At 70.0% G+C, this 12,361-nt stretch carries 10 protein-coding genes; 5 read left to right on the forward strand and 5 right to left on the reverse strand.

The genetic code is table 11. The features are described 5' to 3' along the window. Positions 1-32: 32 nt before the first annotated feature. The 3 genes from HY68_RS39650 to HY68_RS23655 form a co-directional block, all read right to left on the reverse strand. On the reverse strand, positions 33-1,118 hold the full coding sequence (locus HY68_RS39650; protein WP_052457156.1) for a LuxR C-terminal-related transcriptional regulator: 1,086 nt from the start codon (positions 1,116-1,118) through the stop codon (positions 33-35). Between the two features lie 219 nt (positions 1,119-1,337). Beyond that, positions 1,338-2,669 carry a carotenoid oxygenase family protein gene (locus tag HY68_RS23650; protein WP_041991958.1) on the reverse strand — a complete coding sequence of 444 codons (1,332 nt, stop codon included), beginning with the start codon at positions 2,667-2,669 and terminating at the stop codon, positions 1,338-1,340. An 87-nt stretch (positions 2,670-2,756) separates the two neighbouring features. Further along, on the reverse strand, positions 2,757-3,575 hold the full coding sequence (locus HY68_RS23655; RefSeq protein WP_041991960.1) for an SAM-dependent methyltransferase: 819 nt from the start codon (positions 3,573-3,575) through the stop codon (positions 2,757-2,759). 247 nt (positions 3,576-3,822) lie between these two features. On the opposite strand from HY68_RS23655, the gene HY68_RS23660 reads away from it, so the two are divergent. Continuing rightward, positions 3,823-5,229 carry an aldehyde dehydrogenase family protein gene (locus HY68_RS23660; protein ID WP_041991961.1) on the forward strand — a complete coding sequence of 469 codons (1,407 nt, stop codon included), beginning with the start codon at positions 3,823-3,825 and terminating at the stop codon, positions 5,227-5,229. A gap of 33 nt (positions 5,230-5,262) precedes the next feature. Here the strand turns inward: HY68_RS23660 and HY68_RS23665 are convergent, their stop codons facing one another. Both HY68_RS23665 and HY68_RS23670 read right to left on the reverse strand, forming a co-directional pair. Further along, the gene (locus HY68_RS23665) at positions 5,263-5,865 is read right to left on the reverse strand and encodes a response regulator transcription factor (RefSeq protein WP_041991963.1); all 603 of its coding nucleotides are present in this window, start codon (positions 5,863-5,865) and stop codon (positions 5,263-5,265) included. Continuing rightward, positions 5,862-6,986, reverse strand: a complete 1,125-nt coding sequence (locus tag HY68_RS23670; protein WP_041991965.1) for a histidine kinase — start codon at positions 6,984-6,986, stop codon at positions 5,862-5,864. The genes HY68_RS23665 and HY68_RS23670 overlap by 4 nt, the downstream gene beginning before the upstream one ends. 134 nt (positions 6,987-7,120) lie before the next feature. Here HY68_RS23670 and HY68_RS23675 point away from each other — a divergent pair, with 134 nt between their 5' ends. The 4 genes from HY68_RS23675 (at position 7,121) to HY68_RS23695 (ending at position 12,349) form a co-directional block, all read left to right on the forward strand. Then, entirely contained in the window at positions 7,121-8,002 is an 882-nt protein-coding gene (locus HY68_RS23675; RefSeq protein ID WP_041991967.1) for an ABC transporter ATP-binding protein, read from the forward strand. A gap of 97 nt (positions 8,003-8,099) precedes the next feature. Next, on the forward strand, positions 8,100-9,950 hold the full coding sequence (locus HY68_RS46225; RefSeq protein ID WP_347560571.1) for an ADP-ribosylglycohydrolase family protein: 1,851 nt from the start codon (positions 8,100-8,102) through the stop codon (positions 9,948-9,950). Beyond that, on the forward strand, positions 9,947-10,954 hold the full coding sequence (locus HY68_RS23690) for a nucleoside hydrolase (protein WP_052457157.1): 1,008 nt from the start codon (positions 9,947-9,949) through the stop codon (positions 10,952-10,954). The genes HY68_RS46225 and HY68_RS23690 overlap by 4 nt, the downstream gene beginning before the upstream one ends. A gap of 33 nt (positions 10,955-10,987) precedes the next feature. Next, the gene (locus HY68_RS23695) at positions 10,988-12,349 is read left to right on the forward strand and encodes an extracellular solute-binding protein (RefSeq protein ID WP_041991969.1); all 1,362 of its coding nucleotides are present in this window, start codon (positions 10,988-10,990) and stop codon (positions 12,347-12,349) included. Positions 12,350-12,361: the final 12 nt, after the last annotated feature.

The raw sequence follows: 12,361 nt of genomic DNA on the forward strand, positions 1-12,361 counted from the left end.
ACCCCCGACCTCCGCCCCCCACGTCCCGCGGCTCACATCAGCGCGTTGTGGTCCGTCTCGGTCACGGAGCCGTTCAGCGTGGCCCGTACGCCGGCCTGGAAACGGCTGCTGGCGTCCAGCTCGTTCATGATCTCCTTGATGTGGCGTCGGCAGGTGCGCACCGATATCCCCAGGCGCCTGGCCACGACATCGTCCTTGAAGCCCTGCGCCAGCAGACGGATGATCGAAAGCTGCAGAAGCCCGAGTGTCCTGGCGTCGCCCATGTCCTCGGGCGCCGACGAGCCCACGTCGTCCCAGGTCTGGTCGAAGGTGGCGCGGAGATGGCCGATGACCGTCGCGTCGCGTACGGCGACGGCGGTCGGCGCCTCGGACACGTACCCCGCCTCGGTCGCATACTCCGCCTCGGTCGCATACTCCGCGTCGGCGCTGCCGGGCGAAGGCTCGCGGCCGAAGACGATCGCGACCTCGGCTCCGAAGATGATCAGCTGTCCTGCCGGTTCCGCACGGATCCGCACCAGGGCGCCGGCCGCTGCCAGTTCCTCGATGTGCCCCCGGGTTGTCTGGTCACCGAGGGCCGCGTGCTGGTAGACCGCCCTGATACGCGTCCCGCGCCGCGCCGCCTCAAGAAGCTCCGGATGCATGGCTCCGACGGAATCGGCGGCGGGCAGCAGGTCGCCGCGGCGGCTGATCAGTATCTCGCTGCGGCAGCGTTCTGCCTGCTCCTTGAGCATCCAGCGGATGTGGTCGGCGGCCTGGAGCGGCTCCAGGCTCTGCTCGACCTGTTCGCGCAGGCTCCGTCCCTCCACATAGGCCGGCAGGAGCTTGTTCAGCCGTCGCTTGGTGCGGTCGATGTCCTCTTGGAGGTTGCGTATTTCGTCTTCGGACATTCTGACCAGCTCGGTCGCGGCGGCCTCGGGGCTCACCGGGACGAAGACTTCCGAGTCGTGCGCCGACGGCTGGAGGAGTCTGAGATGCAGCAGGCCCTTGCGAATGGCGTCGACCTTCGCACAGGGAAGGCGAAGGGTCTCCGCTATCTGTTTACTGTTGAACTGCCCGATGCGGACGGCCTGCCTGAATGCCAGCGCATGCAGGTGATCAGGGTCGGCAAACTCAGGCATTCACTGGCCTTCTTTCCCCCGAGGCGCACTCTCAGCCGAGCACGCCAATGGCCACGCAAATATGCTAGAGGCCAGGCTAAGCGCTGAAGGCCGTGGGTGGCGACAAGATTTGAGCCATTCTCCGGCTGTTGGCTTGACGTTGTCGAACGGTTCGTGCTCCCGCTCGGCGTCGCGACGCTCCGTGGCGGCAAGATCCAGACGAGCCGTTGCGGACACGACCTAGGCTCCCGTGTCCGGAAGCCAGTTGCCGTGGAAGCCGTACGGGACGCGCTGCGGCAGATGAACGGTCGCCACCGGCGTCGCGCTCAGATCGCCGGCGTCCACGATGACCAGGTCACTGGTGTCCGTCGCCACGTCGTAGACGTACGTCATGAGCCACCCCTCGCCGCCGGGCCTGCCGTCCGCGGGGACGAAGGCGGCCTCACCCGGAATCCGGCCGGGCCCGAAGGAGTGCCGCGCCACCTCGCCGGTGTGCATGTCGTAGCGCAGCAGCGCGCCCGGAACGGCGTCGTGGCGGGGATGAGAAGCGGCCACCGTGGTGTGCACATGGCGGGCGTCGAGCCCGGCCAGTCTGTCGTCGATACGGGGAAACTCGGTGTTCCGGTCGTCGAGTTGCTCCTCGGTGACCTTCCCCGCCGCCAGATCCACGGTCCAGCGCCACAGCGAGGCGACCGGGTAGGGCTCGCTGCTGTCCGCGACCCACAGCTCCGGATAGCGGATGACGCTCACGACCACGCTGTCGCCGTCGTCGTGCGCGTTGGGCACGTGGAAGACGTAACAGGGATCGATGTCGAACCAGCGGATCTCGCCGTGCGGGTCGTCGCGCCGCAGCACCCCGAGCCGGGCCCCGTACTCGGGATCCCACTTGTACGGCATGGGCTTGCCCGACATCGCTTCGAGGACGTCGAAGACGACCGGCAGATCCATGAAGACCACATGCCGGGCGGTCAGGGCGAAGTCGTGCATCATCGTCGGTCCGACCCCGTCGACCGCACGGCTGACGGTCAGATTTCCGGCGGCGTCGGCCCGGTGGTAGGTCAGGAACGGGGCGGTGAGCATCCCGTACCCGAAGAAGTGCAGCTCGCCCGTGGTCGGGCAGGTCTTCGGGTGCGCGGTCATGGCCGTGGTGAGCTTGCCCCCGAAGTCGTGCACACCGACGGTGTCCAGCTCGGGGGTGAGCAGGTACGGGAGGGACGACTCGGCCAGTGACAGGATGCGGCCGGCGTGCCGGACGACGTGTGTGTTGGAGGGTCCCGCCGTGAGATCGCGGTTGCCGAGCGAGTCGTAGACCGTGGCGCCCTCGGTGAAGGACGACGTGCGGACCCACCGGCTGCGGTGGGACGTCGCCCGGCCGCCTTCCAGCCGGACACCGTGCACCATGCCGGAGCCGAGGAACCAGTGGGCGGACGCCGCCTCGTGCGGGTTGGGCCCGTTGCGCAGGTACCAGCCGGTCAGCTCCCTGGGGATGGTCCCGGTGACGGGCAGGTCGTAGGAGGTGAGTTCGCCGACGGGGGCGAAGTTACCGAGCAGGTGAGGGGTGGGCGTCGTCAATTGCGGCTTCCTCTCGAACGCGGGTGTCCGGGCCGGCGCCGCAGTGGACTCTGCGACAGGTCGCCATCTGCTGGACCAGGGGCCTGCTCAGCCGGCCTTGGTCACGGTGAAAAGGAAGAACCGCGGGACGCCGGGGATGTGCCGGGGGATGGGTGGTACCGGCCAGCGGCCGAAGGAAGCGCCGTCGTCGCCGACGGACTTGACCTCGGTCGGCTCCCAACCGCCCCCGGACAGCAGGGTTTCCGGCTCGTCGGTGCCGAACTGCCAGGGGCTGCCGTCCTCGGCGAGCAGCGGGAGGCCGTTCTGCGGGAAGTCGTGCTCCGAGATCAGGAACTGGTGGCTGACGATGTCGCCCGCGAAGACGCTGCCGGGCGGCGCGATGTCGGCGACCGCCTTCACCAGTGCGTGCACGGCCTGTTCGGGCAGGTAGTAGAGCAGCCCCTCGGCGACCCAGAGGGTCGGCTCCGCCGCGTCCCAGCCGGCCGCGCGCAGCGCTTCCTGCCAGTTCTCGGTCAGGTCGGCTCCCACGGTGCGCCGTTCGCAGTCGTGCGTGACGCCCAGTTTCGCGAGCCGTTCTTCCTTCCACTCCAGCAGATCCGGGTGGTCCACCTCGAAGAGCGTCGTGCCGGCCGGCCACGCGGTGCGTACGGAACGGGTGTCGAGACCGGCGGCGAGCAGCACGACCTGCCGGAAGCCGGAGTGCTTGGCGATCGTCTCGTCCATGTAGCGGGTGCGGATCGCGAGGCTGTCCGCGACGCCGGGCCGCTCGTACCGGGTGCGCAGCGCGAAGCCCTTGTCGCCGGCCAGCTCTTCTGCCAGTTCGTCGACGAACAACGCGTCGTCGCGCTGTGATTCGCCGGCCCGGAGAGCCGCGGCCCACAACGCGGTGGCGGAAACGCTTTTCATGCCGACTCCTTTGTGACTGCGTCCCGAACTTCTCGGAAATACCCGCAGGTTCGGAAATACCCGAGGGGCGCGGGCCGCGCGAATTCTCCGCTCGCGGCCGGCACCGCCCAGTATTTGTGACGTGGGACAGATCGGAAACCCCTAAGGGCCCCTATGCGCGGCCCCCAGAATGTCCGCGCAGGGGTGGGGGCGGCTGCCGCCCGGCGGTACGGTGCGAAACCAGGCCCGGCGACCCGAAGGAGCGGCAATGCCGCAATACACCATGACCATTGGCGGCGCGAGTGTATCCGGGGACGCCTCCTTCGGGGTCGTCGATCCGGCTCTGGGTACGGTGCACGCCGAGGCTCCCGACTGCGGTCCCGGCCAGCTCGACGCCGCATTCGAGGCGGCTGCGCTGGCGTACCGGTCGTGGCGGAAGAACGAGAACGCGCGGCGCAAGGCCCTGCACGCCGCCGGCGATCTGCTGATGAGCAAGGCCGACGAGCTGGCCCCCGTACTCACCCGTGAGCAGGGCAAGCCGCTGAAGGATGCCGCGTTCGAGATCATCGGCTCCGGATACTGGCTCAAGCACTTCGCCGACATGGCCATTCCGTACGAGGTGATCCGGGACGACGACGCGGCGTTCGTGGAGGTCATCCGCCGGCCGATGGGAGTGGTCGCGGCGATCACACCGTGGAACTTCCCGCTCATGCTGGCCTGTTGGAAGGTCGCTCCGGCCCTGCTGGCCGGTAACACCATGGTGCTCAAACCATCGCCGTACACACCGCTCACCACCCTGGCGTTCGGTGCGATGATGCGCGAGGTGCTGCCGCCCGGTGTGCTGAACGTGGTCAGCGGGCAGGATCCGCTCGGCGCGCGGATGACGGCGCACCCCGTGCCCCGGAAGATCACCTTCACCGGCAGCGTCGCCACCGGCAAGCGGGTCGCGGAGGCGGCGGCGAGCGACCTCAAGAGGGTGACGCTCGAACTCGGCGGGAACGACCCCGCGATCGTGCTGGACGACGCGGACCCGGCCCGGGTCGCGCCGAAGATATTCGACTTCGCCTTCCAGAACAACGGACAGCTCTGCTCCGCGATCAAGCGTGTCTACGCACCGGCGCGGCTCTACGACGACGTGGTCGAAGCGCTGGCGGCCGTCGCACGCGAGGTCAAGGTCGGCAACGGCCTGCACGAGGGCGTGCAGTACGGGCCCGTCAACAACAAGCCGCAGTTCGACCGGGTCACCGAACTCGTCGACGACGCGGTCGGCCGGGGCGCGCGGGCGGTGGCGGGCGGCAAACGCGTCGAAGGGCCCGGCTACTTCTACGAACCGACCGTGCTCGCGGGCGCCGAGGACGGGTTCCGCATCGTCGACGAGGAGCAGTTCGGCCCCGCCCTGCCGGTGATCAGCTACACCTCACTCGACGACGTGGTGGAGCGCGCCAACGGGTCCCACTTCGGCCTGTGCGGCTCGGTCTGGGGCACCGACGTGGAGCGCGCCTCCCAGGTGGCAGGCGACTTGGAATGCGGGACGGCGTGGGTCAACACCCACTTCGCCGTCCACCCGGACCAGCCGTTCGGCGGCCACAAGTGGAGCGGTGTCGGATCCGAGAACGGCCGCCTCGGCCTGGAGGGCTTCACCGAGGTACAGGTGCGGCACCGCGCCAAGAGCTGAGCCGCGCCGCGCTGACCCCGCCGGCAGCCGCAGTCACAGCCAGTCGTGTTCGCGCGCGTACCGCGCCGCTTCGTGCCTGCTCTGGGTCTGGGTCTTGCCCATCGCGTTGGAGAGGTAGTTGCGGACGGTGCCCTCGGCGAGATGGAGCTGGCCGGCGATGTCGGCGACGGAGTAGCCGTAGGACGTGGCGCGCAGGACGTCGATCTCGCGGTCGGTGAGCGGGCAGTCGTCGATGAGGGCGAGCGCCGAGACGTCCGGGTCGATCCAGCGCCGTCCCTCGTGCAGCGTCGCGATGACGGACGTGATGTGCGCCGGTTCGGCGGATTTGCTGACGAACCCCTGGACGCCGAGCTTCAGCGCCCGGCGCAGCACCCCCGGCTTGGCGTGCCTGGTCAGCATCAGGATCACCTGGTCGGGGTGGACGCCGCGGATCTCCGCCACGGCGCCGAGCCCGTCGACACCGGGCATCTCCAGGTCGATGACGAGCACGTCGGGCCGGTGCCGCAGGGTGGCGGTGACCGCCTCCGCGCCGTCCGCGGCTTCGGCGAGGACGGTGATGTCGCCCTCCAGCGGCAGCAGTGCGGCGAGCGCCTTGCGCAGCAGCGCCTCGTCGTCGGCCAGTACAACGGTGGTCATCGGGTCTCCTGTGGGTCGGGGCCGGGTGACGGGAAGGCCGCCGCGGTCAGGAAGCGCCCGTCCTCCTGCTCCACCGTGAGGGTGCCCCCTTCGTCGGCCACGCGTTGTCCGAGCACGGCCAGACCGCCGAGTTCCGGCAGGGGGGAGTTTGGGGCGCCGTCGTTGACGATGCTGATGCCGGTCCCGGACAGTGTGATCCGTACTTCCTCGGCCTCGGCGTGCCGCAGGATGTTGGTCGTCGTCTCCCGCAGCACCTGGCCCAGCAGCTCGCTCACACCGGTGTCCGCGTACGCGACGCGGCGGATGTGCACCTCGATGCCTGCCGCCTCGAACAGGTTCTTCGCGTTCTCCAGCTCGGCGGGCAGGTTGAGCCTGCGCTGGGCGTAGGCGAGCTCCTTGGTCTGGGCGATGGTGTCGCCGACCAGCGAGTGGATCTCGCGCAGCTCCTGCTCGGCCCGGCCGGGGTCGCGGTGCACCAGCTTCTGCGCGAGGGCGACCTTGAGCTTCACCACGTGCAGGGTGTGCCCCTGGATGTCGTGCAGGTCGCTGGCGAACCGCATGCGCTCGCGTACGACGGCCAGCTCCGCCTCGCGCCAGCGCGACTCGTCCAGCTCCTCGACGACGTCGTAGAACCGTTTGTTCGGGAACATCAGCCCGGTCACCACGGCGGTGACGCCCGCCGGGACGATGACGAACTCGATCAGCACGCCACGCGGATCGTCCTGGGTCACCAGGAACCGGGTCGCACCCGCCAGAGCGACGTAGGCCACCAGTCCTGCGGCGGCCCAGCCCCGGCCGCGGGGCAGCCGCGGCACGATCAGCGGGCCCACGACGGACAGACCGAAGACCGCCTTCCCGCTCCCGGCCACCAGCACCCCGAAGAGCCAGACGCCCGCGGTGATGACCAGACACGGCACGGCGACCCGGGCCAGACCGCCGGCCGTCCAGGACACGAAGGCCAGCAGAGCCGCGAGCACACCCAGCCCCAGGACCGCGGCGTCCCACCAGGACTCGGTGTCCAGCGCCACCAGCAGCACGCCGCCGACCGCGATGGAAGGGAACACCATGATCAGGTTGAGCCGCCGCAGCCGGCCGCGCGTCACCTCGGAAATATCGGACATCGTGCGGCAAGTATTGGCGCGAACTCCCCGGTACGCCAGTGACACCACGTCATACGCGCGTGCCAGGAATGTCATGCCGGGGACGTGATACGACGCCACTACCAGCGGGGCGGCCCACACGGTGTGATCGGGGTATGTCCACCACCCCAGTCATCGAAGTCGAGAAACTCAACGTCCGCTACGGCGACTTCCACGCCGTGAAGGACCTGTCGTTCCAGGTCCGGAAGGGCGAGGTGTACGCCTTGCTCGGCACGAACGGCGCGGGCAAGACGTCGACCCTCGAAGTCATCGAGGGCCACCGGCCCACCACGTCGGGCGCCGTCCGTGTGCTGGGCCGCAGTCCGCTGGACCGCGCCGCCGTGCACCCGCGGATGGGCATCATGCTGCAGGAGAGCGGTTTCTCCCCGGACCTCACGGTGCGGGAGTCGGTCCGGCTGATCGGGGCGCTGACCCGGCGGCAGGACGACGTCGGCCGGGTGCTCGGCGTCGTGGGGCTGACGGACAAGGCGGGCACCAAGGTGTCGCAGCTCTCCGGCGGCGAGAAGCGCCGGCTGGACTTCGCCACCGCCTTCTACGGCGGCCCCGAGCTGGTCATCCTGGACGAGCCGACGACCGGCCTGGACATCAACTCCCGCGACGCACTCTGGGCTGCCGTCGACCGGCTGCGTGAGGAGGGCGCGACGATCGTGCTCACCACCCACTACCTGGAGGAGGCGCAGCAGCGCGCCGACCGCATCGGGCTCATGCACGAGGGGACCTTCCACCGCGAGGGGACCGTCGTGGAGCTGACGCAGACGCTGCCCTCGGTGATCAGCTTCACGCTGCCGGCCGGCGCTCCCGAGCCACCGCTGGCCGGTGCGGCCGTGGACGGGGGCTGCCGCGTCGAGACCTTCAGCCTGCAGAAGGATCTCTACCGCCTGCTGGGCTGGGCCCACGAGACCGGTGTGGACCTGCGGGGCCTGCAGGCCGGTCCGACCCGCCTGGACGACGTCTTCCGCGCCATCAGCGGCGAGTGACCGCCCCCGCCCCCGCCGTCCCCGCCCCGCCTCCGCTTCTGTCTCCGTCTCCGTCTCCGCCCCGCGTCCGTCTCCGCCACGAAGGGACCCACACCTCATGTTCGCGATCGCTCGCAGTGAGCTGATCCAGATCTTCCGGAACCGGCTCGTCCTGGTCACCGGACTCGTCATCCCGGTCGCCGTCAGCGCGTTCTTCGTCTACCGGCACGAGATCTTCGCCGAGGCGGCCGGCCTCGGCTACATCGCGGCGATCGTGATGTTCACCGTCATGACCTTCGGCCTCTACACCACGGTCGTGACCACGCTGGCCTCGCGTCGGCAGAACCTCTTCCTCAAACGGCTGCGCTCGACCGCCGCCGGCGACGTCGGCATCCTGGCCGGGCTGCTGCTGCCGGTCACCGTCATCGCGCTGCTCCAGGTGATCGTGATCCTGATCGTGCTCGGCGCGGTCGCCACCGCACCGGCCCAGGTGCTGCTGCTCGTGGTGGCCGTCCTGGCGACGCTGGCCATGATGGTCGGCCTGGCGCTCGCCACCGCGGGGCTGACGAACTCGCCGGAGCACGCCCAGGTGACCACGCTGCCGGTCAGCCTCGGGGTGATCGGGGTCGCCAGCTGGGTGGGCATCGCCGGCACCGACGACCTCGCCCCGCTCAAGCGGCTGCTGCCGGGCGGCGCGGCCACCGAACTGGTGGTCAACGCCTGGGAGGGCGGCGTCGCCGTCACGGACTCGCTGGTCCTGCTGGTGCCCACCCTGAGCTGGGTCGTCGTCGCCGTCGCACTCGCCGCCCTGCCGCGCTCCGCCACCTGGGACTTCGACGAACCGTCCGACGCCGAGGAGATATGGGCGGCGCTCGCCCCGCCGGCAGCCGCGCGGCCCGCCGCACCGGAACAGCTGCCCGGCCGACTGGCCGGTGCCTGGCTGGGACGGTGTGTGGGCAACACGATGGGCAAACCCGTCGAAGGCCTGACCCGCGACGAGGTCGGCATCTACCTGCGGGCCGTCGGCCAGTGGCCGCAGACCGGATTCATCCCGCTGCTGGACACACTGCCCGCCGGTGTCAGCCACCTCCACGAATCGGCTCCGTTCGCCGCGGCCGGCCGCTTCGACGCCGTCCCGAGGGACGACGACCTGGACTGGACGATCCTCGGCCTGCACCTGCTGGAGACGTACGGGCGCGGCCTGACGACCGAGGACATCGGCCGCGAGTGGCTGGACCGCGTTCCCTTCACCCAGACGTTCACGGCGGAGCGCGCCGCGTACCGCAACCTCATCCGGGGCCTGCGCGCACCTCGCACGGCCACCCACGACAACCCGTACCGCGAGTGGATCGGCGCGCTGATCCGCACCGACATCTACGGCTACGTACAGCCCGGCGACCCCCGTGCCGCGGCGAAGATGGCGCTGACCGACGCGGTCCTGTCGCACACCGCCAACGGCATCTACGGTGCGATGTGGTCCGCGGCGCTGAACGCCGAGGCGCTGGTGTCCACCGAGCCGATCGACGCCCTGCGGGCCGCGCTCACCGTCGTCCCGCCACGCTCGCGGCTGTACACGAGCCAGGCCGAGCTGCTGCGCATGGCCGAGCGGGGCGCCACCGGCGAGACGGTGCAGCGCTGGATCGACAGCGAACTCGGCCATTACAACTGGGTGCACACTGTCAACAACGCCGCCATCATCGCCGCCGCTCTGCTGTGGGGTGAGGGCGACTTCGTACGCAGCATCGCCCTCGCCGTCGGCGCGGGCCGTGACACCGACTCGACGGCCGCCACGGTCGGCAGTGTGTTCGGTGCCCTGCACGGTGTGGACGCCGTCCCCGGCCGACTGGTGGAACCCACCGGGGGAGTGGTCCGCAGCGCCGTACGCGGCTTCGACCGGATCACCGTCACCGAGCTCGCCGCACGGACGGAAGCCGTTCGTATCACCTTCGAACAGGATGTGCCCGCATGACCACCGCACGCAGGATCGTGATCGACACCGACCCAGGTCTGGGCGAACCCGGCTCCGACATCGACGACGGCCTGGCCATCGCGCTGGCCCTGCGGTCGCCCGAACTGACCGTCGAGGCACTGACCGTCGTCAACGGCAACGTCGACGTCGACACGGGGGTCGACGTCGCCCGCCGGCTGACCCAGCGGCTCGGCCACCCCGGCCTCCCCGTCCTGCGCGGCGCCGACCGCCCGCTGCTGCGCGACATGGCTCCCCTGCGTGCCCTGTTCGACGACGTCGTCGGTGACCGGCCCGCCGTCCCCACGGCGGCGGCCGACCGGCTCGGACCGACCAGCGACCTCACCGCCGCCGCGTATCTCGTGGAGCTGGCAGCCGCGCATCCCGGCGAGATCACGGTGGTCGCCATCGGCCCCATGACCAATCTCGCGCTGGCCCTGCGACTCGACCCCGGGTTCGCCCAGAACGTGGCGGAAATCGTCATGATGGCCGGCTCCGCCACCGGCTACGCCCAGAACATCACCGTCGTCGGCGACTTCAACGCCTACGTCGACCCCGAGGCACTCGCGATGGTCCTCGCCAGCGGCGCCGAGCTGCGCATGGTGGGCATCGACCAGACCTCCCGGGTACGGCTCACCCGCGACGACGCCGCCGTACTGTCCCGCGGTGACTCCTTCGGCCGCTGGGCCGGGGAGTGCGCGCTGGCCTGGATCGACTTCCTGGCCAGGGCCTTCCCGCTGCGCGAGGAACACAGGGACGCGTGTTTCCTGCACGACCCCCTCGTCGTGGCGGCCGTGGCTGACCCGTCCCTGTGCACATGGGCCGACGCCCACGTCGCCACCGACACCACCAGCGAACTCGCCCGGGGCCTGGTCGTCGCCGACCGCGGACTCGCCCTCGCCCCGCCCCCCGGACCCCCCAACGCCTCGGTCGCCGTCGACACCGACGTGCCTGGCTTCGGCCGCCTCTTCCTCGATCGCCTCACCGGTACGTCCGCCGGCGATTGACCCGTCATCCCATGACCGTCAGAGAGGACCGTCATGAAGCTTCCCACCCTTCCCCGCCCCGCCAGGGCCGGAACACAACTCGCCGTCGGCGCGATCGCCACGGCCCTGCTGGTCGCGGGCTGCGGATCCGGCTCCGACTCGTCCGGCGGCGGACAGAAGCCCGCAGGCCTCACCGCCGCCGACAGCCTCAAGGACCCGGCGAAGCCGGTCACCATCAACTACGCCGGCGCCGCGTACTCGGCCGACGACATCAAGCCGGTGCTCGCCGCCTTCCACAAGGAGCACCCGAACATCACCGTCAACTACCAGGCGGTGCCGTTCGACCAGTTCAACAGTGTGCTCAGCACCCGGCTGAGCCGCCGGGACTCGACGCTCGACCTGTACGACGTCGACATGCCGCGCACCGACGCCTACCAGGCGCGGGGCTGGCTCACCGACCTGACGTCGGCGTTCCCCGACATGGCAGGCAAGGTCGACAAGACGTCACTGCAGGCGGCGACCAGCGACGGAAAGCTCGTCGCCATGCCCTTCCAGACGTCGAGCCAGCTGCTCTTCTACAACAAGACGCTGCTGAAGAAGGCCGGCATCCCCTTCCCCTCGGCGAAGCCAGCCGACCGGCTGACCTGGGAGGCGGTGACCGCCGACGCGAAGAAGACCCAGCAGGCAGGCGCCAAGTGGGGCCTGCTGTTCGACCAGGTCAACCGCTACTACCAGCTGCAGCCCCTGGCCGAGAGCCTGGGCGGCGGCCCGGGCGCCGGCGGGGACAAGAACCTCACGCCCAAGCTGGAGACCGCGGGCTGGGAGAAGGCGATGACCTGGTACGGCTCGCTGTACAAGGACAAGGTCTCCCCGCGCGGTGTACCGGTCGCCCAGACCCCGGAGCTGTTCGCCTCGGGCCAGGTGGCCTTCTTCCCCGGCGGCCCCTGGTGGGGACCCCAGTTCGCGTCCAACGCCAAGCTGGACTTCGGCGTCACCGCCTACCCGTACTTCAAGGGCGGCAAGGCGGCCACCCCCACCGGCGGCTGGTCGCTCGGGCTGAACCCCGCGAGCAAGAAGGCGGTGGCCTCCGAGATCTTCATGAAGTTCATGGCGCTCGACAAGGGCGGCTTCGCCCAGTACATGCCCAGCCTCACCGTGCCGCCCTCCAACACGGCCGGCACGGCGACCTTCTACGACGAGAAGGTCTTCAAGGACCCCCGCATGGCGGGCGCCGTCGACCTGACCAAGTACGAACTGGCCAACACGGCCACGCTGCGCGCCAGGACCGCCGGCTACGTCGAGTTCGAGGACACCCTGTCCAAGACCTTCGACGACATCAGTAACGGCGCCTCCGCGAGCAGCGCCCTGTCCTCCGCCACCAGCACGATCAACCAGGCGTGGGCCAAGTACCGCTGACCCATGTGAACC

Source organism: Streptomyces sp. AcH 505, assembly GCF_000818175.1.
Taxonomy (GTDB): Bacteria; Actinomycetota; Actinomycetes; order Streptomycetales; family Streptomycetaceae; genus Streptomyces.